Genomic DNA, 24097 nt, shown 5'->3' on the forward strand with positions numbered 1-24097 from the left:
AAGGTTAGGACACTACACATAGGCTTAAGCTTTTGACTCAAACTTATAGCCAACACCCCAAACGGTTTTAATGAAATCATCATCACTATTCGGCATCGCAAGCTTGGTTCTTAGCCGGTTAACTGTGCTACACACGGTATGGTGATAGCCAGAGTGATGAGTATTCCAAACATGATCGAGCAGCTCGTCTTTGCTATACACACGCCCCGGGCGGGTTGCTAAGAAATGAAGTAAGGTAAACTCGGTAGCAGTCAGCGGTACGTCTTGGTTATTGAGTGATACCTGATGTCGTTCGGGTTGAATAGTGAGCCCACCAAAACTCATAATCGATTCTGCTGTCACAACCTCTTGAGTCGCTGATTCGACATGGCTTAAACGGCGAAGCACGTTCCTCACTCTTGCTTGAAACTCGAGAACGCTGAAAGGTTTCGTTATGTAGTCATCAACACCGGCTTCTAAGCCTGACACCTTATCTAGCTCAGCGTCTCTTGCGGTTAGCATGAGTACTGGCGTCCAATCCTCTTGCTGACGCAACATTCGACAGAAATCGAGTCCGTCACCATCTGGTAAACCACGGTCCAGTACGATCAAATCGAAATGACCCTCTTTATAGAGCGCCTGAGCCTTTTCAATCTCATTAGCTCTGATTACGTTATGCCCTTGGAACTTAAGATGCATCTGCACCAGTTCAGCCAAGTCATCATCGTCTTCAACCAACAATATGTTTGCCATCAAATTTACCGCAGCACTATTCATGATCCCTGCTCTATTCTGAGTCTGCCCACCTTTCAATTGACCGGAACAGAGCAGGAATTCTTTCATCGTGCTTTCAACCTGTTACTCAGTTCGAGTAATGGTGATTCTTGCACCGGGGTTAAGGAAACGATGATTTGCACTTAAAGTAGAAGTCGTAAGGCCGTCATCTTGGCTGATTACGCCAGAGTGGAAACTCACCACATCGGTATCGTCTCGTGTGGTATTAAAACCTTCACCACCGCCTGCTGGTCCCGGAATGGTTGCAGCAAGCTCATCGTTCAGCTCAGTTCCCGAATCCCAAACATTCATGTTCATGGTAAAGGTGTCACCTACCGCCAAGGACTTGAGCGATAAACCGGATTCGCCGACAAACGCATCATTGGTATTCACCAACATTGAAGCGACAGATATATACCCTTCTTGATTTGGGTCGACACGAATAGACACCGTGTCTTGCTCACCTGAAAGAATCAGCCCATTACCTGAGATGCCTTGATAAACATTGGCGTCACTGTCACTAAGCGCAAGCAATTGTGCATTACTGCCCCCTTCCGCTAAGTATTCAAGATCGACAGAGGCACTTTGACCAACTTCAAACAGGTCAAAATTCGTATTGTGAGTCAACACCGCGAGTGGTGACATTGGTTGATTAGGGGTGAGGTTAGTAACACTCACATCATAGCGATAGTAATCGTCGTCATCGTCCGGACAACCCGCCAAAACGGCTACTGATGCAGCGATAAATAGAATTCTAGCTTTCATACATCCCCCTTACTTCACAACAATGGTGATAGTTGCAACAGGGTTTAACCAACGATGACTACTGCTATCGAGGTCACTGATGCCGCCCGCCGCGTCACTATCACCAATGTTACCCGGATGAATATGAACCTTAGCGTTTGATACTGCCGTTTCTACACCTGTACCACCAGCGCCAAAGGTAATGAATGGAGGGTTAGGCATGCTGCCCGCCAGCTCATCATTGGCTTCTGTGCCTGCGTCATAACCATTTAGAGTCGCTTTGTAGGTGCCCGCTTGAGTTGGGATTTTCCAGCTATCTAGACCAACAAAGCCGTCGTTTGTCGGCAGCAGCATGGCACCCAATGATAGGTACTCTAAATCGCCAGTACTGATATCAAACGTAGTTGCGACGCCCGGATTGAGGATTCCGGCGGCTGGATTCTCAACCACCACGCCTCCCGCGTTAGCAATGACACCAGATAAACCTGAAATATCGCCACCTTCGGCCATGGACTCTAGTTCCGCAGAAGCCGTTTCACCCGTTCTGAAAATGAACAGGCTTGAGTCATGAGCCGCCGCTAAGATAGGCGTAAAGTAGATCCCTTTCGTTGCATTAGTGACAGTGACTTCAAGCTCAGCAGCCTGAACTTGAGCCGCTCCGAAGGCCAGCATAGCCGAGCTGATCACTAAGCTGATTTGAGTACGTTTATTCATTTTGATTCCATCCTTTATCGAGTCCTATCGTTACCAACAAAACGAATAACAGCGATATACCGTTACTTTTGCCAGAACGAACTGTGGTGTTGTTGACTCTAAGAATGGCGATCAAATCTATCAGCAACTTCATTGAATTCTCATAAAACTCTCACAAGTTTATCCAAACTTATTACTGCCAATAAAAGTAGCGATAAGGTGCTCATATTTAGACAAAAGTTATTGATTAATTATTTACGTAGAATGGATAGAAATGGAGCGAATTAAACGCAAAAAGGCCGAATCGATTTAACGATTCGGCCTTTATTCTGGCGTACTGTTGTTACTCTTTCCTAAGCCGTATTTGGCCTTTCAATCGAGCTAACAACACAACATCAAATTAGAACGCGTAATTTGCGTCAATCAGTTCGCTAACTTCCACTTTGCTTACTTCAGCACGAGCTTCAAGCCATTGTGCAACTTGCAGTTGTTCTGCTTCTGTTACTGAACGGTAGCGCTCAATCGAGCATAAGAAACCTTCAAACAGCTCAAGGCCGCCGCCACCAAAGCACAGACCGATGCTGTCGATGAAATCAATGAACTCGTCAATGAACACATCGTATTGGTCAAAATCAGCAATCGAAGTCTTGCAGCTTACTTCAAAACCCAGAATCGCGAATTCACCTAGGTATAGCTTTTTGCGTAGGCGGCGATTTTTGTTTTCGATTTTATCTAATTTCATAACTGTCTCTCTTTTCGTTTGATAAAGCATTTATACACAGTTCTACCCTAATCCCCAAGAGTTTTGTATTGCACGAGAGTGTTAATGGCAAAATTCGTGCTACAGAAACAAAACCTTAATCAAATCTATAAAAATCTGTCACTTAACTGCTTCACGATTAGTCACACATTGACCAAACTTATTAACTCATTAGTTAGTAACTGGGTTAGTCATGAATAACGAATAATAAAATCAGCCAATAGGAAGCAGTCGAGATGAGCAAGGAAACATTTGATAGCACTCGTTTTAACAAGAGCAACAACAAGCCCTTCGAAGAAGTTTTAGATGCGAACCTTTCAAGAAGAAATGTTCTAAAAGGCGGTTTGGGCATCAGTGCAATGACCGCATTTGGTGCGTTTGGTTTAGCAGGCCACAGCACGGCGCACGCGGCGACAGCGTCATCTAGCGCACCGCAAAAAAGCACTGCTACACTTGCATTCGAATCGGTTAAAGGCTCATTGACAGACAGTGTCGTTGTGCCAAAAGGCTATACAGCACAAGTATTGGTTCCTTGGGGTACTCCACTCAACAAGCAAGGCAATGCTTGGTTAAAAGACGGCACCAACAACGCACAAGATCAAGCAAACTCACTAGGCATGCACCACGACGGCATGCACTTCTTCCCGCTTAATGGTAACAGCAACGACGGTTTGTTGGTGATCAACCACGAATACATCGACCAAAAAGCACTGCACGCTAATGGTCCTACATACGATGAAGGCAACCGCCCTAGCCTTGATGAAGTACGTAAAGAGATCAACGCACACGGCGTCAGTGTGGTTCGTGTAAAACTTGAAGGCAACCAATGGGTGATGGTCGATAACGATCCACTTAACCGCCGCTACACGGGCGCGACCGTAATGGATCTGTCTGGCCCTGTTGCTCACAGTGAATTTACCAAAACCAAATTCTCACAAGATGGCAGCCAAGCTCGTGGCACCTTGAACAACTGTGGTAATGGCTACACGCCATGGGGCACTTACCTAACGTGTGAAGAAAACTGGCCGGGTTATTTCGTTAATAAAGGCGAGACAACGCCAGCGCAAGAACGTATTGGTATCGCTACCGACAAAACACGTTACGGTTGGGACACGCTTTCAAGTAACAAACAAGAACGCTTAGACGAGTTTGCACGCTTTGATGTGACGCCAACAGGTGAGTCAGCAATGGACGATTACCGTAACGAAGCACATGGTCACGGCTACATTGTTGAAATCGACCCATACACAGCAAACTCTCGCGCTAAAAAACGTTCTGCACTGGGTTGTTTCCGTCACGAAGGCTGTACGTTTGGTAAGTTGACCGAAGGCGAGCCAATCGTATTCTACTCTGGTCACGATTCTCGCTTTGAATACCTTTACAAATTCGTTTCTGAAGAGAAATGGGACCCACGTGACGCAGATCCAAGCAATCGTCTAAGTGCGGGTGACAAGTACATGGACAAAGGCACACTGTATGTGGCTAAGTTCAATGATGATGGTTCAGGTACATGGCTACCACTAACGTTGAGCAGCAAGACCACAAACGGCGGCAAGCTAGGTGATTCATTTGATTCTCAAGCGGCGCTTATCATTAATACCGCAGGTGCGGCCGACCTTGTTGGTGCAACGCCAATGGATCGCCCTGAATGGTGCTCTGTTGACCCAATGACAGGTACGGCTTACCTAACGCTGACGAATAACAACAAGCGTAAAGAAGCGAACTCTTCGAACCCTCGCGTAGACAACAAGTTCGGTCATGTTATCCGTTGGGATGAAGGCAAAACGGCAGGCGAGTTCGATTGGGATATCTTCGTATTTGGCTCTCCAGCAGTGGAAGACAAGTCTATTAACCGCTCAGGTCTAACAGACATGAACCAATTCGCGAGCCCTGACGGCTTAGCGTTTGATGCTCGTGGTATTTTATGGATTCAGACAGATAACGGCGCAGATGAAGTAACTGGCTACACCAATGACCAAATGCTGGCAGTGGTTCCATCTCAGTTAACGGATGACAACGGCAACAGCGCGGTGATTGATGCAAACAACCAAGCACAGCTTAAACGCTTCTTTGTGGGTCCAAACGGTTGTGAAGTGACTGGCTTTACCATCAGCCCAGATTTCAAGTCACTGTTTGTGAACATTCAACACCCTGCAAATTGGCCATCGTCTGAAGATGCAACAGCACAAACTCAAGGCAATGTTCGTCCAAGAGCATCTACGGTTGTGATTCGTCGTGAAGACGGCGGTGAAATCGCGGTTTAATACGCAAATCTAGCTAAGATCAGAAACATTTCTGTTACCTAGCCTCTGGTCGCTAGCTAAGTAAAATCAAAAAGAGCGATAAGGCCAAATGCCCTATCGCTCTTTTTATATTCTATGCATTCTTCGGTTTAAGTAAGAATCCGAATTTTCAAAACTCACCGTAATCCTAAATAGTCATCATCCCAAGTACGCGTCATCCTCGAGAAAGAGGAACGACTGAATCGGGGATCTCTAACCGTTATCGCTGTTCGCTGATCGCAATACCGTTAATCACAGTTAACTCACAAACAACCAAACCCCAACGCCCATCATCAATGTACCAGCAATGCGGTTCATCAACTTAACGTTATCCGCCTTGCCGAGCATATGTTTTAAGCTCTTACCGCCAGTCGCGTAAAGAGTCATGCAAACAAATTCAGAAACAAGAATAATCGACACGAGAATGAACAACTGCGGTGCTAAGTCTTTATTGCTGTTAATAAAAGGAGGCAGTAGAGAAATCATAAACGCCCAGCCTTTCGGATTAGCAATTGCAGTGACAAAACCTTGAACCACCAAGTCCCAATCATTGCTGACTTTTGTTGTTTGGTTGTCAGTACTGATCGCCAGCTTGCCTCTCGAACGCCACATCTGAACGCCCAAATAGAACAAGTAACCTGCGCCCACAAACTTAAAGCCTGTAAATAGCCATGGGTAGTTCAACATGATAGAAGCGATACCCAATACCGCTGCAATAGAAACCACAGCGACACCAGCCAATTCACCGATCATCATCCATAATGTACGCTTGTATCCAACACTCATGCCTAGCGTCAACGCCAAGGTCATACACATACCGGGCGTGATTGACACGAAGAAAAACGTGGGAATAAAAGCCCAAAGTAGTGCGCTATCCATATTATTACCTTATCGACTTATTTTTATTTAATAGTTCTTGTTTCTTGATCGGGCTTGAAATGAAGCGAGGTTGAAACGAAGCAGTAATGACAATAAACAATATTGCGATCAATACAAACAAAAAGAGCCACATAACAGTGGCTCTTTTTCATTACCAACCGTAATTTTACTTACGACGGTTTTTAATTCGCTTCATCATAGTCAAACGACGTTCAGCGCTTGCTTGATCTTGTGGCTCTTCGTTCGCGTTGTTCTTACGACCCTGACGGTTTTTGTAAGCCGATTTAGTGTTAAGCTTCTCGATGTAAGCATCACGTTTCTTCGGTTCATAACCCGGTTGTTCAACACGACGAATACGTTGTTGAATCAGTTTTTCAACTTGAACAACAGTCAGCTCTTCTTCGCGGTTAACGAAGGAGATTGCGTGACCTTGTTTACCAGCACGACCTGTACGGCCAATACGGTGAACGTAATCTTCCGCTAGGAAAGGCATGTCGTAGTTAATTACGTGTGGTAAGTCTTCGATATCAAGACCACGAGCCGCAACGTCGGTTGCTACCATCACACGCGCTCTACCTTCTTTGAAATCATCCAAAGCACGACGACGAGCGCTTTGCGCTTTATCACCGTGACAAAGTACCGCTTTAATACCGTCAAGCTTAAGCTCTTTAACCACATCGTTCGCTGTTTCTTTGTAGTTCACGAACACAAGCACTTGGCGCCAGTTTTTACGGCCAATAAGCTCAGAAAGCAGTTCCGTTTTACGTTCTTGATCCACCGGGTAAACCACGTGACCGACAGTAGCAGCCGTTGAGTTTTCGCGCTCAACACTAATACGTTTTGGTTTACGTAGAATATCAACCGACAGTTGGTTTAACTGAGTAGAAGTCGTTGCAGAGAACATCATGATTTGCGGTGATGTTTCTACATCCAACATTATCTTACGAACGGCATTGATAAAGCCCATATCAAGGATACGGTCAGCTTCATCGAATACTAGAAACTCTAGGTTTGCGATAGACACGTTACCCGCTTCTAAGTGCTCTTCTAAACGGCCAGGGGTTGCAACCAAAATATCCACACCCAGCTCTAGTTGACGAACTTGTGAAGACATCTTGTTACCACCGTAAACCGCAGAAACGCTTAGATCCGTGTATTTAACGTAGTCTTTAATATTTTGAGCGATCTGCGCAGCAAGCTCACGAGTTGGAGCAAGAATAAGGCCGCGAGCCGTTCCTCTAGACGCTTTTTTACCGCTGTTCAAAAGGTGTTGGATAACAGGCAATGAAAATGCCGCTGTTTTACCCGTACCGGTTTGAGCAGTAGCAAAAATATCATGGCCTTTACGAGCCATTGGAATCGCTTTTTGTTGAATTGGAGTGAGTTTTTCATAACCACACTCAGTCAACGCTTTGACTAATTCAGGAGCAAAACCTTGAGAGGAAAATGACATTGTTACGGGTTCCTTAAGCAGACAGCCTACATTCTTATTTCAGCCGAGCACTATAAAGTAATTAGAGTGATTTATCTCACATTTATCGTGATATAACGCAAACTTTCTCATTTAATCTGGTGTTTATCCCACCTTAAACGAAGTAAACACCAAGATCCTTGGTTAAAACAGCAAAAACAGGGCTATTTGATACCACACAGCTTGAGTAGAATCTGCTCGAGATCGGCCCATGGCATGAGCTGCGAGTCGATCACTTCAAGACGAGACTCAAAGCCATCAAGTGTAATTTCGTTCACAGACACGACTTGATTCGCGACATTGAATGCGTAGCAACCTTGATCTGTGTTCACTACGGCTTTTACACGTTCAGCCGTTAGATCCGACAACATAGAGAATAGCGCATCGAAGTCGAACTTATGCTCTGCGCCAAACAACCAACCGCAACTGAAATAGCCCTGACCTTTATTCTCTTTACGTATGAAAGCTTCACCAGGAGGAAGTTGGAATTGAGGCTCTTGTTCAGCATGATCATGATGATGCGCTTCAAGATTAGATGAAGCACTGCCGTATACTCTTTCAATGTCCAACACTTCCAATGGCACTTCACCATCGTGAATTAGCTTGTGGAAGACTTTCGCTGGCGTTTGATCCGTCACCCAATCATTAAACACATCGATGTCTTCAGAATGAACAAGATCAACTTTAGTACCAATAATCACATCTGCACTGTTTAATTGATCATTAAAATTCTGATTCGAGGTGTACTTTTCATTAGATAGATTTCGTGGGTCAACCAAACCAAGCGTCGCTTTTAAATCAACATAAGGTGTGTACTGATCGGAAGTCAATGTCGCAATCACTTGTTTGGGGTGACCAAGCCCTGTCGGCTCAATCAATAAACGGTCTGGCTTTTGGCGAAGTAAGGCATTAATGCCTACCGACATAGGCACACCAGCAGTACAACACATGCAACCACCCGGCACTTCTTTAATCAATGCGCCTTGATCTGTCATCAAAGCACCGTCAATACCGATTTCCCCGAACTCATTAACCAGAACAGCCCAGTTTTCATTCTCAGGTTTATTTTTTAGCAGGTTCAAGATGGCTGTCGTTTTACCAACACCCAAGAAACCCGTAATGATGTTTGTAGGAACTTTTTTAGTCATATCAGTTCTCCTTTTTAAGGGAGTATATACTCAATCACCAAAAAGTTGACCCCAATCGATTGTTTACACTGAGATTCGTTAATAGAGGTTGGCGCGAAAATAATCAGAAGAGATAAAGCAGTAGAAGCGGAATGTGGAAATGGGATGCTCCAGACGAACTAAAGGCGTACTTACTCAGTACGCCTCACCCTCGTTACTCAATCGTGAGTTCGCGAATCAGGAAGCCTTAAATATCGACCTGAACATTTAACGAGGAACTAAAACTTTGTTTCTGAATCCATCCAAATTGTGTGTAAAACCTCACTTCTCCTTGCGGTTCGTTATGTTGCTTTACGATTTAACTATGGTTCATTTTTGGGGATATTCAAGCCGCCGCCAGAGAATCGATCAAAATTGTGACGGTGATTCCACTATTGGCCATAGATTCCATTTATGTAACACGTACATTCCATAAATGAAATTCAACTTTTCAACTTTGTTGCTATAGGATATGCAGAGGAAGCGTATAATTTAATGCAACCCCGCCTTAACTCATTCAGGAAACTTATTTCTATGACCAGAAGAGAGAAAATTAAGCAGTCCTTACTAGCAAAAATGCCAAGGGGTGCTATTAATCAATTTCTCTCAAGAGATAAGACCCCAGCTTCCGTTCTCTTTCTTTCTTGTATTGTGGGTGTACTTGCAGGTGTAGTGGGTACCTATTTCGAAGTTGCGGTTCATTTCATCACAGAAACTCGTACCGATTGGCTGAAAGATGAAATCGGTAGCCATTTACCACTGTGGCTTGCTGCTTTCCTTATTAGTGCGGCATTCGCCTTTATTGGTTATTTTCTCGTTCACCGTTTTGCTCCAGAAGCTGCCGGTTCAGGTATCCCTGAAATCGAAGGTGCAATGGACGGCATGCGCCCTGTTCGATGGTGGAGAGTATTACCCGTAAAATTCTTTGGCGGCATGGGCGCGTTAGGCTCTGGTATGGTTTTAGGCCGTGAAGGGCCAACCGTTCAAATGGGCGGCAGTATCGGTCGTATGGTCACTGATATCTTTCGAGTCAAAGACGATGACACTCGCCACTCACTGTTGGCTTCAGGTGCCGCTGGTGGCTTAGCCGCCGCATTTAACGCACCACTGGCAGGAATCATGTTTGTGGTTGAGGAGATGAGACCACAGTTTCGCTACTCACTCATATCAATCAAAGCTGTCATCATCTCAGCAGTTTCAGCCAACATTGTATTTCGTTCTATCAATGGCCAATCTGCCGTTATCACAATGCCTCAGTACCAGCCGCCTGAACTCGACGCACTTTGGTTGTTCTTATTGTTAGGTGTGTTATTCGGCTTGTTTGGTGTGATTTTCAATAAGCTGATTACGCTTTCCCAAGACCTGTTTGTGGCGATCCACAAGAATGACCGTAAACGCTACTTGATGACAGGCACCCTACTTGGCGGTTGTTTTGGCTTGTTGCTACTTTATATACCTGAACTAACTGGTGGTGGTATTGGTATCATTCCGAACATCACGAATGGCAGCTACAGCGCCAATGTGTTGTTATTGATTTTCTTAGGCCGAGTCCTCACTACCCTGCTTTGTTTCGGCTCTGGTGCGCCAGGCGGTATCTTTGCACCAATGCTTGCGCTAGGAACACTCTTTGGTTATGCGTTCGGGCTTATCGCGGCGGCATTCTTTCCGGAACTGAATATTGAACCGGGTATGTTTGCCATTGCTGGCATGGGAGCCTTATTTGCTGCCACTGTTCGAGCACCTATCACAGGCATACTGTTGGTTATTGAAATGACCAATAACTACTACCTGATCCTGCCGTTAATCATCACCTGCTTAGGCGCGGTAATCATTGCTCAAATGTTAGGTGGGCAGCCAATTTACAGTCAACTGCTTAACCGTACGCTGAAAAACGAGAAACTAAGACAACAAGATCTCCCTCAACAAGAGGAAGTGCGTTAATTACAAATGACTCATGAAACAAAAGCACACATTCAACGTGCTTAATCTCCCGATTCCGTATCAAAATCAAAAAAGCAAACGTTAAACTTGGTATCATCCACTCAAAATTAGTTGAGTGCCCTCAAAATCTATTGATGGAAGACCTACACACTCTAACTAAGGCAAATAGTCCAATATTCTGTAATTAACTAAGTCGGAGCAAGTCGTTGAACTGGAGAAGATTAACCCAAGTAAAAAATGTACCGCCATCTCAGGCGTCTTTAGCACTTGGCGTTATTGGTTTAGGACAAGCTTGGGCGTTATATATCCCGGGCATTGGTGAGATAATTCGTCCCTACCTAGCTGCATTCGGCGCGCTATTATTGCTGCCTGTTTTACTACGCTATTTAACGAGCTTTAATACCTTCCTTAATGATATTCGCCACCCGTTAAGTGGAAGCTTGATGGCACCAATGAGCATGGCTTTACTGATTCTGTGCGACTATTTAGCCGAGATATCGCCCGCCATAGCTTACCCAGTTTGGTTCTGCGCGTTATTGCTGCACTTTACCATGATGGTGTTGTTCTTCAGTTTTCAGATCATCAACTTCAAAATGTCGAACATTGTACCGAGTTGGTTTCTGTATCCGGTCGGTTTGATCAGCAGCTCCTTAGCTGGCACACAGTTCGGGCACACTGTATTTTCAGAAACACTTGCGGTGACTTGTATTGGTATCTATTTCCTTATGTTACCAGTGGTGTTGTACCGCTTGGTGTTCGAAGGCAATCTTCCTCGCCGAGCAAGACCAACACTCGCTATCATGGCAGCTCCGGTTAACTTATCTTTAGCTGCTTACTTGGTTAACTTCGACAACCCAGACCCGATTCTAACAGGCGCATTGTCTGGTATCGCCATCACCATGACACTATTGATTTACTTGTGTTACATCCGCCTAATGCGTCTGAAATTCCAACCTTCAATTGCTGCCGTCACCTTCCCATCCGTGATCAGCGCTATTGCCATGCATCGTCTAACCACATTTTTCGGCACGGAATACCCACAATGGTATTGGCTGCACAAGTTCGGTTTCTTTGAGCTAACCATCGCCACCATCCTAGTAATTTGGGTTGCAGGTGGTTACGTGAAAATGTACTGGCCTGAGTTTTTGATTCCGACTACATGTCCAAGAAGGTGAAACGTTCTTAGGTCGAAGCGAAAAGCTCTTAGCTGAACCATCGTGCTCTGCAGTAGGTGATGATGTTAGACAGAGCAAACCAAAAAAGGCCTCACAATGTGAGACCTTTTGAATAGACAAGGTTTTTAATAGATCAGGCGAGTGTTAATAGAACTCTCGGGAACTATTAGAAGTTAGCGTGAGGGCCGAATACTTCGTAGTGTACACGTGAACGATCAACTTTAAGTGCGTCTAGTTGCTCCACGATGTTCTTCATGAAACCAACAGGACCACAGATGTAGAAATCGCTCTCTTCAAAGCCTTTAGTATCAGAGATAGACGCTAGATCCATTTGCCCTTGGTGCGTGTTTTCACATGCAGATCCGTCTTTGTTCATGTACCACGTTTTCGCTTCCCAACCTTTGTCGGCAACAATATCTTTAACGCGAGTCGTGAACGAGTGTTGGCCTACGTTCTCACAAGCGTGTAGGTAAAGCACTGGCTCGTTTTTATCTTCCGTGTTTAGGAACTCAAGCATAGACTGCATTGGCGTAACACCCACACCTGCAGAGATAAGCGTTACTGGCTTGCTGCGCTCTTGATACATGAAGTCACCCGCTGGTGCGTATAGGCTAACCTCATCACCAACAGCAACCGTATCGTGTAGGTGGTTAGATACAACGCCTTGTGTCTCTTGGCCTTGTCCTTCACGTTTAACTGAGATACGGTATTGCTTGCCGTTTGGCTTATCAGACAGTGAGTATTGACGAATCTCGCTGTATTGAGAGCCTTCAGGTTTCACTTCGATACCGATGTATTGACCTGGCGTGTAATCCAGAACTTCACCGCCATCTTTTGGCTGTAAGATAAAACTTGTTACAAGTGCTGATTCTTCGATCTTGTCTGCGATTACAAACGCACGTGCAGCTTCCCAACCACCAACCGCTTGCTTACGTTGTAGGTAAAGTTCAGCTTCACGATCGATGAATACTTGCGCCAAGAATAGGTAAGCGGCTGTCCATGCTTCTTCCACTTCAGGAGTAAACGCGTCAGCAGCCAGTTCACGTAGTGTTTCAATCAGGTGTAAACCAACAATTTGGTAGTGCTCTGGTTGAATGTTAAAGCTTGTGTGTTTCTGTGCAATGCGCTCAACCGCTGTGGTTAACGCTGCTAGATTTTCAATGTTCTTTGCATAAGCCGCGATAGCTTCAAACAGTGCTACGCCTTGGCGACCTGTTCTTTGGTGAGTCATATTGAAGATATCTTTCAACTCAGGGTTATGTGTGAACATACGTTGATAGAAGTGTTGAGTTAAAGCAGGGCCTGCGCTTTCTAAAAGAGGAATCGTCGATTTGATGATGTTGATATGTAGATTGTTTAGCATTGATTTACTCCGAACACATAGTCTTTTGACCATTCATGTCAAATTGACTAGTTTATTTAAAGATGACTTTATAGCAATTCTTTCTCAGTGAGCTCTTTGGCTACTATTTTTATGAGAATTACGTGGACTGATAAATTCGCATTAATTGATTCAAATCAATGATAGGTCAGTTATTCAGTCATATAGACAACACGCAATGGACACACTGCACAAACGGTGCCAACATGCGAAAGCTAGCTGTGTCTAGCATCCTTTCAAAAACCCACTTCAAAATTTAGTCAAAAAGACCTTTTTTTTGTGTCATAAAGACTCTACCATGTATAAAAATACAAACAGTATGAGCCTTTTATGCAAGATATTTCAGCATCCACTCTCATGGAAATGACCATTGGTTTAGCCAGCGGTGTAAACGATCAAGACCGTTTCAATCGCCTAATCGATGCCATTCGTAAAACCATAACGTGTGATTGCGTTGCGCTTTTAAGCCTTCAAGGCGACACGCTAGTACCCATCGCAATGCAAGGGCTCAGTCGAGATACATTCGGGCGCCGCTTTATCATTTCGGAACACCCGCGCTTTGATGAGATTTGCGCATCGCGCTCTCCTGTTCGTTTTGATGCTGATAGCCCATTGCCAGATCCTTTCGATGGCTTACTGATCGACCACGACGGCGATTTACCGATGCACGCCTGCATGGGTTTACCTCTGCTGTTTGGTGACAAATTGTTAGGAGTGCTAACCCTAGACAGCCTAAAACCTGATGTCTTTGCGAATATTCCTGCCCGTAACCTTGAGGTGCTGGCAGCTATTGCAGCGTCAACTATGCAGATGGCACTGACCTTCTCGCAACTTGAACATCAAGCAAAACAGTCAAAGCAATTACTGGAAGAATTGAACGTAGAAGCGTGGGAACGTGACGGCGGCGAGTTGATTGGTAACAGTGACACCATGGTCGCGCTCAAGAACGACATCGCGGTTGTCGCACCGTCTGAGTTTAATATCCTGATTCATGGGGATACTGGTGTTGGTAAAGAGCTCGTGGCTCGTACCCTGCACCACCAATCTCAACGCAAGCGTAATCCGCTGGTCTATGTTAACTGTGCTGCTATTCCTGAGAACTTGGTAGAGAGTGAACTGTTTGGTCACGTTCGTGGTGCGTTTACTGGCGCAGACAAAAACCGCTTAGGTAAGTTTGCTCTAGCCGATGGTGGCACACTGTTCTTAGATGAAATTGGTGAATTACCCTTAGCTGCGCAAAGTAAGTTACTGCGTGCGCTGCAAAACAACGAAATCCAACCTGTTGGCCAAGACAATATCCAAACCATTGATGTTCGTGTTCTGGCTGCAACCAACCGAGACTTAAAGCAAGAAGTTGAAGACGGTCGATTCAGAGCCGATTTATACCATCGACTGAGTGTGTACCCTATCGCGGTGCCTGCACTGAAAGATCGTGGTGACGACATCAGCCTATTAGCTGGTTTCTTCTTAGAACAAGCGCGTCGTAAGCTTGGTATCAACCAAGTTAAGTTCCGCTCTGACGTTCTTTCGTTCCTAAACCGTTATGGTTGGCCAGGTAACGTGCGTGAACTTGAGCATGTGATCAGTCGTTCCGCATTGAAAGCGTTAGCACGCAGCACCAATAAAAACCTAGTGACAATCACCAAAGAAGATTGTGGTCCACTCGACCAAGATCAGCCTATTGCCACGACACAGGTGAAAAACACACCATTATCGACACCAACGATCGACCTTTCTGCAGGGCTACGTGGTGCAACGGACGATTTTCAACGCAGTATCATTACTGAGGTGTTGGAAGATGCCAACTTTAACTGGGCACAAGCAGGACGAGTTCTGAAAACAGACCGAGCAAACCTGACTCGACTGTCTAAGCGTTTAGGGCTAAATGTGGCTAAGTCTCACACGATCGAACGGACAAAATAGATATTAGCGGTTTGTTGCGAGCATCTGACAAAACTTGTGTATATAATGCTGCAAATTGTAACGCTAATTTTAAATATGTAGAGAGAGTTATGAAGTTTATCCGTTGGTTCTTAGGTCGTGTCATCTTGTTATTGAATTTTGTTTTCAGCCCACGTGGTGTGAAGCGTTCTCAAGAAGAACAAAGCAAAGTAAATGAGCAAGCAAAAATGCACACGTTATACCAATTCGAAGCGTGCCCATTTTGTGTGAAAGTGCGCCGCGCGATGAAACGTCAGTCGGTTCAATTCGAACTTCGTGATGCAAAAAACAACGAACAACACCGTGCAGAGCTTGAAGCTGGCGGCGGTCGTGTGAAAGTGCCTTGTCTACGTATCGAAAAAGACGGCAAAACTGAGTGGATGTACGAATCTTCAGATATCGTAACTTACTTAGAAAAGCAGTTTGCATAAGCAATAAAGCGACAAAATCTAGATACAAAAAATCCCTCTAATGTGAGGGATTTTTTATGTCTGTTATTTGGCGTTAATCGCGTCAAATTGGGAGCGAAAATTCAACCACTACTTAGCTACAATCAGCATCAATTCCACACGGCGGTTACACGCCTTGCCTTGCGCAGAAGCGTTGGTGCAAGCTGGTACGTATTCGCCAAATCCACGAGTATAAATGGAGCGACTAGAAACATAGTTACTCTCTAATCGAGCCTTCACTTCTTTTGCTCGCTGCTCTGAAAGCGGATCATTGATTCGATCTGTGCCCGTATTATCGGTGTGCCCTTCAATCACCACATCAATATCTTGGCGTTGAGCAAGGTAGCTGCCTAGCGTATCTAGCCATTGATTATAAGCTGGCTCGGGGAATGCTGAACCTGTTTTAAAGTTCACGTGCTGCTCAAGCTTTACCATCACATGGTTGCCCGGCAACACTTCAAAATCGATACGGTTTTGTCTTAAAAAGACTTCCAGTGGATCGTTAGTCGAAACGCCACGTCCGTAGTTGGTCGTGATGGTTCTTTGTTGATGAGTGCTGCTCTGAATCGAGTAGCCACGATTACTTGCTACATGAGTCGTTTGAACCACACCCCATTCAGGATGCATCAAGTCGTAATCGGTTTGCGGCGCAGTTTCTAGCATGTCACCGCCAAGTAAATCAGTTGGTGACGTGGCTTCACACCCCGCCAAAGCTATGCTTAACATTATCGCTAAATATCTCATTACTTCACCAACCACTCATGCAGATAAACCATTCACTAATGTCTATATCGGCACCGAGGGAAAAACTTTAGACGAAAAGAAAGCATAACCCAAAAAAGTGCTGTTGATCACAGTTAACCGTCTACTAGCCTGTCTTCAGCCGCTAGTTCGAACTGTTTGCATTTATTTACCTTATAATTGTTTTCCAATTCGTACTAAATAGTTAGAATCTCACGACTTCTCAACGCTAGAGCAAACATTATGTTTAAACCATTTACTAAATTCATCACAGCACTCGCTGCTGTACTTATTATTGCGGGTTGTAGTGAAACAGACGAGCCACAAAAAGGCGTTCAATACGAAGCGCTTCCAACTGCTCTAACAGAATTTAACTTGTCTCCGATCACTGAAATCTTCTCTCTTAACTGTGGTCACTGCCGTCAAATGGAAAGTGCCATTCCAGAGATTGAATCTTTAACAGACCAAACTATTGGTAAGATGCACGTGACGTTCAACGAAAGCGCTCAAATTAGCGCAATGATCTACTACACAGCAGTGATGCAGCTTGATGCGACGCCTGACCACGCATTCATGGACGACCTATTTGGTGCGGTTCAAATGGGTGCAGATGCAACACCTGAGCAGCGTCAACAAGCACTAGAGACAGCGTTTACTTCTCGTGGTTTGGTGAGCCCATACCAGCTGAACAAAGAACAGCAAGTCGCTCTTTTCGACTACGTTAAGAAAGCAGAAGAGATCTCAGTAAAAGGTCAGATCAACTCAGTACCAACCTTTATCATCAACGGTAAATACCAAGTACTAACAGCAGGTCATCAAGACGTTGCTGGCATTGCAAAAACGATCAACTACCTTTTGACTCAACCATAATCACGGCTTTAGTCAACTGATTAACACATTCTGTATTAACTACGAAATTCAGCACTCAATATAAATAGGTTTTACTATGTCTAAATTTGTCATCCCGGTCATTGTCTTTCTTTTGGCGGGTTTCATGATTTACCGTACTTGGACGAATCATAAGTCTGGTGCAGAGAACTTCGAACAAGGTCAACAGTTCCTTATCGAGAACGGCGCTAAAGAAGGTGTTGTAACGACTGAAAGCGGCCTACAGTATCTTGTACTTGAAGAAGGCACAGGTACAGAGCACCCAACAAAGAACAGCAAAGTAACAGTTCACTACCACGGCACTTTGATTGACGGCACGGTTTTCGATAGCTCTGTTGAGCGCGGCGAGCCAATCTCATTTGCTCTTAAGCAAGTAATTAAAGGCTGGCAAGAAGGTTTGACTTACATGGTTGAAGGTCAAAAAGTTCGTCTATTCATTCCAAGCACTCTAGCTTACGGTAAAGGCGGTTCAGGCCCTATCCCACCATCATCGACTCTGATTTTTGATGTAGAACTCATCTCTATCAAATAATCGAAGTGATTGATTTAAGCCCCAACATACGCGCTATGTTGGGGCTTTTTTATATCTGAACATTTGATAGCACTTTGGCTATTTAGCTACTTAACTACCTAGCTACTGTAACAACGACCAAATATACCCTCAAAACTCGACCACTAGACGACTGGTCTAATTTAACTTATAGTACCGCCCATGAACGAAAAAACGAATGACACACGCCTGCATGTTTTAGATGTTGGCTATCAACTAATAGTAAACAACGGCTTTAACGGCGTTGGCCTATCGCAATTGCTTAAAGAAGCGGACGTACCGAAAGGGTCGTTTTACCACTACTTTAAATCTAAAGAGCAATTTGGCGAGGCGTTGATTCAGCACTATTTTGAAAACTACATCACTAAGATTGAAGCAATTTTAGTACACGGTGAAGGTAATCATTATCAGCGAATCTTGAGCTATTTCTCGCTATGGGCGAAGACCGAAAACGGTACCTGTAATGCTCATAAATGCTTGGTCGTTAAACTCAGCGCGGAAGTTTCTGATCTTTCTGATCCTATGCGCCAAGCGCTACTAAAGGGTGCTGAGAAAGTGACGAATACCATCGAGCAGTGCATTGTTGGTGGTATTGTAGATGGCTCTATAAAGGTTGAAGACAGCCAAGAAGCCGCTCAGAACCTATACTCAATGTGGTTAGGCGCAAGCTTATTAAGCAAACTGAGCCAGAGTTCACATAGCTTACAGTCAGCTTTGAGCCTTACCGAACGAATTTTAAAAGGTGAAAGCTAATAACGCGCAGCGCGCTTTATAGGCTTTGACTTAAAAGAAATCACCCGCCCTCTTATCAACTTGATGACGGCGGGATTTTTAGACAACAAGACTAGACGACTGGTCTAATTCTAAATATATAAAACATAGATTAAGGATATCCAATGACTCAACAAGACAATCGCCGCATCGTATTGGCTTCTCGCCCAGTTGGCGCACCAACTCAAGACAACTTCCGTTTAGAGACAGTAGCTGCGCCAAGCATCAAAGACGGCGAGATGTTACTTCGCTCAGTTTTCCTTTCTCTAGACCCCTACATGCGTGGTCGTATGAGCGATGCTAAATCCTACGCAGATCCAGTTGCGATTGATGAAGTGATGGTAGGCGCAACCGTATGTCAGGTTGAAGAATCAAACCACGCTGATTACGAAGTTGGCGAATGGGTTCTGGCTTACACAGGTTGGCAAGATCTTGGTGTGTCTAACGGTGAAGGCCTAATCAAACTCGGCAAAGAACCAACGCACCCTTCTTACGCGCTTGGCATCATGGGTATGCCTGGTTTTACTGCTTACATGGGCTTGCTTGATATCGGCCAACCTAAAGAAGGCGACACGCTAGTCGTTGCAGCAGCAACAGGTGCTGTAGGCGCAACCGTTGGACAAATCGGCAAACTAAAAGGCTGTCGTGTTATCGGCGTTGCAGGCGGTCAAGAGAAGTGCCAATACGCAAAAGAGGTTCTTGGCTTTGATGAATGTATCGACCACAAAGCTGACGACTTCGCAGAGCAACTGGCTAAAGCGTGTGACAACGGCATTGACGTTTACTTTGAAAACGTTGGTGGCAAGGTATTCGATGCAGTAATGCCTTTACTTAATACAGGTGCTCGTATTCCTGTGTGTGGTCTTATTTCTCAATACAATGCGACATCACTTCCTGAAGGCCCAGATCGTATGTCTAGCCTGATGGGTATGCTGCTTGTTAAAAGAATTAAGATGCAAGGTTTCATCATCTTTGATGACTACGCGCACCGTTACAACGAGTTTGCTGTTCAAATGACAGAATGGCTATCTCAAGGCAAGATGCACTATCGTGAGCACCTGGTTGAAGGTCTAGAGAATGCGCCACAAGCATTCATGGGCCTTTTGGAAGGTCAGAACTTCGGTAAGCTTGTTATCAAAACGAACGAAGCTAAATAAATTCAATAAACTGAACCCGTTAACTAGGTAGAATCATGATTACTTTGCATCACCTAAATAAATCGCGCTCAAAGCGTATCATCTGGCTGTTGGAAGAGCTTGGGGTAGATTACCAAATCAAACCCTACCAACGCGACAGTGTCACTTTTCTTGCACCACCAGAACTCAAATCCATTCATCCATTGGGTAAATCTCCTGTCATTGAAGACAATGGCGTCGTGATCACTGAATCTGGTGCTATCACGGAATACCTAATCGACAAATACGGTCAGGGTAAGTTCGCACCTACACGCGGCACCGCAGACTACGTGCAATATTCGCAATGGCTTCACTTCGCTGAGAGTTCAGGTATTTTGCCAATGCTACTTAAGATCTTTGTAATGAAAGACGGCTGTGAAACTAACTTCCTAGGCGGTTATGCAGACGATGAAAACCAAAAGATCTTAACTTACGTGAATAATGCACTTGAAGGTAAAACCTACTTGGTTGCAGACACACTAACAGGTGCAGATTTTATGATGTCTTTCATCGTAGAAATCGTTGGGAACTTTGGTGCAACTGCGCTCTACCCAAACATTGCTAAATACGGTGAACTTTTAACAAGCCACCCTGCTTACCAAAAAGCAGAGCAAGTAGAGCTAGAACACTCGAACTGATCGAGTTTCACTCAAACACGTGCTTGCTAGGGTAAACACAAGAAACTAAATGAAGCCAAAGCCTATTTATCTTCTGCTTTGGCTTCTCATTTGTCTTCATTTCGACAACAATACCGAACTCTAACTGAACAGCCATAGAGTTTGATCTTAATGCCAGTAAACCTCGCTCAATACACACCTCTGCACCTAGCAAACACGAATGTCGATTTAGCGCTACCGACTCGCTTTACGTTCCCGTATTACTATACGCCGCACCCTGTGTGTGAACTCGCTATGTTGCAGCTTCAACAGTCACTTATCGACTGTGGTGTGAATGAAACCTCGCAAGGTAATCTCTACGCTGTGCTTCTTGTGCAGAATCCAACAACACAAGAGTTAGGCTACCTTTCTGCGTTTTCAGGCTTGCAGTTAGATCCGGCTTTGGTCTCTCAGTTAAACAACATTCACTTTGTTCCACCAACCTTCGATTCAGAAAAGTTTCAATCTCAGAACAGTGCGAACCTTGTTCGCCAGTTGCAACTCGCGGACGACATTGAAAAGCTGCAACAGTCGCACAATCTAGACGCATTATTGGCCGAGCTTGAAGGGTTAAAAATCGAATCAACACAAGCTATCGAAGCCTTTCAGTTAGCAATGGCCGCGAACAAAGCTCAGCGTAACGAACTCAGAGAGCAAGCAAACCAAGAAAAAGCATTAGGGAATCTAGAGTCGGCGACGAATTTGCTCAAACAACTGGGTAATCAAAGTAGCCAAGAGAAACGTGACCTAAAAGCACTTCGTATTGAGTGGAAACAGAAGATCGCAGAGCGCCAATCATACGTTGATTTGATTGAAAGCGAACTGAAAAACCGTAAGCAAGATCACCAAGCAGTTTCACAGCAGTTGGAAACTCAACGTCTCTCTCACTATCGCTTTATCAATCAAGCCAAGCAATCTAAGAGTTTACTCGAGTTGCTCGATGGTAAAGACGCACTTGAAGGCTCTGGTGACTGCTGCCTACCTAAGCTGCTTAACTTCGCCTTTGAACACGGGTTCAAGCCGTTAGCTTTGTCTGAATTTTGGTGGGGATTACCGCCTACAGACATCATTCGACAACACGCAAACCTCTACCCGGTTTGTCAAAGTAAAAGCTTTGAGATCCTCGACCACCAGCTGAGTGATATTGAACTAGAAGATAACCCACTTATCGTGAACCCTGCTGTAGGCAAGTCTTTTGATATTGTTTATGAAGACGACGAGATCGTGGTCGTCAATAAGCCTGAAGAGTTCTTGTCGGTTCCCGGTAAGTTCATTGAAGATTCTGTTTATACTCGCATAAAAGCGCGTTACCCAGATGCGACTGGTCCTTTGATTATCCATAGATTGGATATGTCGACGTCAGGTTTGTTGATCTTGGCGCTCACGGCAGAGTCAAACAAGCACATTCAGAAGCAGTTTATTGATAGAACCGTAGAGAAACGCTACACCGCGCTACTTGATGGCGAAATTACGGGCGAATCCGGCGATATCAGCCTTCCTTTACGCGGCGACATCACAGACCGACCAAGACAACTGGTTTGCCATCAACACGGCCGAAATGCAGAGACCCATTGGCAAGCGGTGAGCACTCATAATGGCAAAACCAAGGTTCATCTGTACCCTAAAACAGGGCGAACCCACCAGCTGCGAGTACACTGCGCTCACCCATTAGGGCTTGGTGTGCCTATTCGTGGTGACGACTTATACGGATACAAACGCGAGCGCTTACACCTGCACGCTGGCTACCTGAAACTGATTCACCCGACAACCGGTGAATGGATGGAGTTTGAAGTTCCTTCTGAGTTCTGAACCATTTCCATTTGGTAGGGCTTCGTGCCCTACTCTTATTTCCTTTGCCCCCCATTGCTATCGCTACATGTCGAATAAACTTAGTACGATGCAATGATCAAGAAGCCAGACCCCAACAGTGTCACCATCGCGGGAATACCATCCTTCCACGTATCGAATCTCAAATGAAAGTAAATAGCCCCTAGTGAAGTACTCGCTAATATCAAACCTCCCATCATTTGCGTATGTTCAGGTGCTAAACCAACCAAAGCACAGAGCAACAATACAGCTCCAGTAAACTCAACCATGCCAACTAGAAACATGGTCACTCGGTTTAATCCATAGCTTTTAAAAAAACCAAGTTGGATTTCAAACACTTTACGCTGCCAAGCAAGTGTCTTGATTGAGCTTGCCAATAAAAAGAACACCACCAGTAATACACTCACCACTGAAATCATATCGCCACCTTTCTTAAGAGTTATTAACGTCAGTGGGATTATTTAACCATTCATAAATCGAGCGATAAATGCTAATTTTATGATAGTAAAGATTCCAATTTGGAATGATTAAGTTTAGATAGCAGACATAAGGCAAGTAGAATGGATAAAATTGAGTGTATTCGTATCTTCGTGGAAACTGCACAGCTGAACAGTTTTACTGCTACTGCCAATAAGCTCGATATGACACAAAGTGCTGTCAGTAAAAAGATTGCGTGGTTAGAAAGTGATTTAGGAATGACGTTGTTTCAGCGAAACAGTCGCAAAATATCCCTAACCCATGCAGGTAAAGACTACCTCACTTATTGTGTCCGCTTCCTAGAAGAAATGTCCGCAATAGAAAGTCAGCTCAAGCGAGAAACTGAGTCCGTAGAAGGTGAATTGAAAATATCCGCTCCAAGTGCCTTTTCAACCATGTTACTCAGTGAACCGCTTCAAGCATTCATTGAACAACATCCGGGGATACGGATTAATCTCAGTGTTGACGACCGTATCGTTAATCTCAATGAACACAATATTAATGTCGCCATCCGCGCATCACAGCTGAAAGACTCAGGGCTAAAAGCACGCTTGCTGTTTAATAACAAAGTTCACTACTTCGCATCACCCGCATACCTAGAGAAACACGGAGCACCGCAACAGCCACAAGAACTGAGCAAACACCACTGCTTAACCTATTCACTGATGACGCCTGCAAATGAGTGGCGTTTTACCGACAAGAGCCACAAAGCCAGCAGTATTAAAGTAAATCAAATATTCACTTCAGACAGCCCAGAAATGCTGCTTAAGATGTCTCGTCAAGGTTTAGGTATTGTCGCTTTGCCGAATTGGATGGGTAAAGAGTTTGTAGAGAAAGGGGAATTAATACGGTTGTTGGCAGATTGGAGTAATGACCAGTTACCAATGTATGCGGTGTATCATGCGAGCGACTATTTGCCCCAACGAATCCGAGTATTTATCGATTTTCTTGCGGAGTATTTGAGTTCAAGAAATAGTTAAAGCTCTAAGAACAGCTAGAGCTCAACTGAAATCGATAGCTAAAATAAAATCTTAGCCCATTACATCCTTGCGCTGATCAACGCATTCATAAGAGCCCATTTCGAACTCACGACAGATCCATGGTCGGTTTTCGTAGATAGTACACATCAGTGTTTCTCTATCTACCGCAGAACACCACCCGTCATCTAAGCGCTTCATGGTTTCACCGCCCCATTCATCGTAAGCGATGTGCTCTTCAGGTACGCCCGTATCTGTGATGATCATAACCTCTAAACGACAACAGCATGCCTGACAATTGGCACAAGTTACTTCAGGTTCGGTGATGTTCTTTATCTCTATGGTCATAAGTGACTACACTGCTAAATTTTGCGTATAGTAATCGAAACCGCTCGCTACG

The 24097-nt window shown here is 44.6% G+C and carries 23 protein-coding genes and 1 pseudogene; 12 read left to right on the forward strand and 12 right to left on the reverse strand.

All coding sequences use genetic code 11. The features are described 5' to 3' along the window. Window positions 1-24 precede the first annotated feature (24 nt). From MSG35_RS00440 to MSG35_RS00460, 5 genes are all read right to left on the reverse strand, one after another. Window positions 25-756: a response regulator transcription factor gene (locus MSG35_RS00440; RefSeq protein WP_248383221.1), complete on the reverse strand. Its 732-nt coding sequence runs from the start codon at window positions 754-756 to the stop codon at window positions 25-27. An 81-nt stretch (window positions 757-837) separates the two neighbouring features. After that, on the reverse strand, window positions 838-1518 hold the full coding sequence (locus tag MSG35_RS00445) for a spondin domain-containing protein (protein WP_017062627.1): 681 nt from the start codon (window positions 1516-1518) through the stop codon (window positions 838-840). Between the two features lie 9 nt (window positions 1519-1527). Then, window positions 1528-2211, reverse strand: coding sequence for a spondin domain-containing protein (locus MSG35_RS00450; RefSeq protein WP_248382432.1), 684 nt, complete (start codon window positions 2209-2211; stop codon window positions 1528-1530). Further along, window positions 2204-2344 carry a hypothetical protein gene (locus MSG35_RS00455; RefSeq protein WP_248382433.1) on the reverse strand — a complete coding sequence of 47 codons (141 nt, stop codon included), beginning with the start codon at window positions 2342-2344 and terminating at the stop codon, window positions 2204-2206. The genes MSG35_RS00450 and MSG35_RS00455 overlap by 8 nt, the downstream gene beginning before the upstream one ends. A 246-nt stretch (window positions 2345-2590) precedes the next feature. Then, entirely contained in the window at window positions 2591-2932 is a 342-nt protein-coding gene (locus MSG35_RS00460; protein WP_048606344.1) for a YggL family protein, read from the reverse strand. Window positions 2933-3186: 254 nt separating this feature from the next. Between MSG35_RS00460 and MSG35_RS00465 the strand changes: the two genes are divergently transcribed. Next, window positions 3187-5214, forward strand: coding sequence for a PhoX family phosphatase (locus MSG35_RS00465; RefSeq protein WP_248382434.1), 2028 nt, complete (start codon window positions 3187-3189; stop codon window positions 5212-5214). 276 nt (window positions 5215-5490) lie between these two features. Here MSG35_RS00465 and MSG35_RS00470 read toward each other — a convergent pair whose 3' ends face one another. From MSG35_RS00470 to MSG35_RS00480, 3 genes are all read right to left on the reverse strand, one after another. Beyond that, on the reverse strand, window positions 5491-6111 hold the full coding sequence (locus MSG35_RS00470; protein WP_017064486.1) for a LysE family translocator: 621 nt from the start codon (window positions 6109-6111) through the stop codon (window positions 5491-5493). Window positions 6112-6277: 166 nt separating this feature from the next. Then, window positions 6278-7564, reverse strand: a complete 1287-nt coding sequence (locus MSG35_RS00475) for a DEAD/DEAH box helicase (protein WP_019821956.1) — start codon at window positions 7562-7564, stop codon at window positions 6278-6280. Between the two features lie 182 nt (window positions 7565-7746). After that, window positions 7747-8730: a GTP-binding protein gene (locus tag MSG35_RS00480; protein ID WP_248382435.1), complete on the reverse strand. Its 984-nt coding sequence runs from the start codon at window positions 8728-8730 to the stop codon at window positions 7747-7749. A gap of 552 nt (window positions 8731-9282) precedes the next feature. Between MSG35_RS00480 and clcA the strand changes: the two genes are divergently transcribed. Together clcA and MSG35_RS00490 are read left to right on the forward strand one after the other, a co-directional pair. Next, entirely contained in the window at window positions 9283-10689 is a 1407-nt protein-coding gene (gene clcA, locus MSG35_RS00485; RefSeq protein ID WP_248382436.1) for a H(+)/Cl(-) exchange transporter ClcA, read from the forward strand. Window positions 10690-10895: 206 nt separating this feature from the next. Beyond that, window positions 10896-11875 (forward strand): annotated as a pseudogene (locus MSG35_RS00490) (TDT family transporter). Window positions 11876-12030: 155 nt separating this feature from the next. Here the strand turns inward: MSG35_RS00490 and hmpA are convergent. Further along, the gene (hmpA, locus tag MSG35_RS00495; RefSeq protein ID WP_248382437.1) at window positions 12031-13227 is read right to left on the reverse strand and encodes an NO-inducible flavohemoprotein; all 1197 of its coding nucleotides are present in this window, start codon (window positions 13225-13227) and stop codon (window positions 12031-12033) included. 348 nt (window positions 13228-13575) lie between these two features. Between hmpA and norR the strand changes: the two genes are divergently transcribed. Both norR and MSG35_RS00505 read left to right on the forward strand, forming a co-directional pair. Continuing rightward, window positions 13576-15168 (forward strand): nitric oxide reductase transcriptional regulator NorR, encoded by a 1593-nt coding sequence (gene norR / locus MSG35_RS00500; RefSeq protein WP_060981212.1) that lies wholly within the window; start codon window positions 13576-13578, stop codon window positions 15166-15168. Window positions 15169-15257: 89 nt separating this feature from the next. Continuing rightward, window positions 15258-15617 carry a glutaredoxin gene (locus MSG35_RS00505; RefSeq protein WP_050620666.1) on the forward strand — a complete coding sequence of 120 codons (360 nt, stop codon included), beginning with the start codon at window positions 15258-15260 and terminating at the stop codon, window positions 15615-15617. Between the two features lie 108 nt (window positions 15618-15725). Here MSG35_RS00505 and MSG35_RS00510 read toward each other — a convergent pair whose 3' ends face one another. After that, window positions 15726-16361: an OmpA family protein gene (locus MSG35_RS00510; RefSeq protein WP_017631828.1), complete on the reverse strand. Its 636-nt coding sequence runs from the start codon at window positions 16359-16361 to the stop codon at window positions 15726-15728. A 258-nt stretch (window positions 16362-16619) separates the two neighbouring features. Here MSG35_RS00510 and MSG35_RS00515 point away from each other — a divergent pair, with 258 nt between their 5' ends. The 6 genes from MSG35_RS00515 (at window position 16620) to MSG35_RS00540 (ending at window position 22225) form a co-directional block, all read left to right on the forward strand. Next, complete coding sequence (locus tag MSG35_RS00515) at window positions 16620-17246, forward strand: thioredoxin domain-containing protein (RefSeq protein ID WP_004731367.1); 627 nt, start codon at window positions 16620-16622, stop codon at window positions 17244-17246. Between the two features lie 76 nt (window positions 17247-17322). Beyond that, the gene (locus MSG35_RS00520; RefSeq protein ID WP_050634254.1) at window positions 17323-17796 is read left to right on the forward strand and encodes an FKBP-type peptidyl-prolyl cis-trans isomerase; all 474 of its coding nucleotides are present in this window, start codon (window positions 17323-17325) and stop codon (window positions 17794-17796) included. Between the two features lie 180 nt (window positions 17797-17976). Next, complete coding sequence (locus MSG35_RS00525) at window positions 17977-18567, forward strand: TetR/AcrR family transcriptional regulator (protein ID WP_081230520.1); 591 nt, start codon at window positions 17977-17979, stop codon at window positions 18565-18567. Between the two features lie 143 nt (window positions 18568-18710). Continuing rightward, on the forward strand, window positions 18711-19742 hold the full coding sequence (locus MSG35_RS00530; protein ID WP_081230521.1) for an NADP-dependent oxidoreductase: 1032 nt from the start codon (window positions 18711-18713) through the stop codon (window positions 19740-19742). 35 nt (window positions 19743-19777) lie between these two features. After that, window positions 19778-20398, forward strand: a complete 621-nt coding sequence (locus MSG35_RS00535; RefSeq protein ID WP_248382438.1) for a glutathione S-transferase — start codon at window positions 19778-19780, stop codon at window positions 20396-20398. Window positions 20399-20548: 150 nt separating this feature from the next. Further along, the gene (locus MSG35_RS00540; RefSeq protein ID WP_248382439.1) at window positions 20549-22225 is read left to right on the forward strand and encodes an RluA family pseudouridine synthase; all 1677 of its coding nucleotides are present in this window, start codon (window positions 20549-20551) and stop codon (window positions 22223-22225) included. An 80-nt stretch (window positions 22226-22305) separates the two neighbouring features. On the opposite strand, the gene MSG35_RS00545 is transcribed toward MSG35_RS00540, so the two are convergent. After that, a complete protein-coding gene (locus MSG35_RS00545) occupies window positions 22306-22686 on the reverse strand; it encodes a DoxX family protein (RefSeq protein WP_248383223.1) in 381 nt (126 codons plus the stop codon). A gap of 117 nt (window positions 22687-22803) precedes the next feature. Here MSG35_RS00545 and MSG35_RS00550 point away from each other — a divergent pair, with 117 nt between their 5' ends. After that, window positions 22804-23700, forward strand: coding sequence for a LysR family transcriptional regulator (locus MSG35_RS00550; protein WP_248382440.1), 897 nt, complete (start codon window positions 22804-22806; stop codon window positions 23698-23700). A 51-nt stretch (window positions 23701-23751) separates the two neighbouring features. On the opposite strand, the gene MSG35_RS00555 is transcribed toward MSG35_RS00550, so the two are convergent. Further along, complete coding sequence (locus MSG35_RS00555; protein ID WP_248382441.1) at window positions 23752-24045, reverse strand: YkgJ family cysteine cluster protein; 294 nt, start codon at window positions 24043-24045, stop codon at window positions 23752-23754. Between the last annotated feature and the right edge of the window lie 52 nt (window positions 24046-24097).

It is taken from the genome of Vibrio sp. 1CM23M, assembly GCF_023161755.1.
Lineage (GTDB): Bacteria > Pseudomonadota > Gammaproteobacteria > Enterobacterales > Vibrionaceae > Vibrio > Vibrio coralliirubri.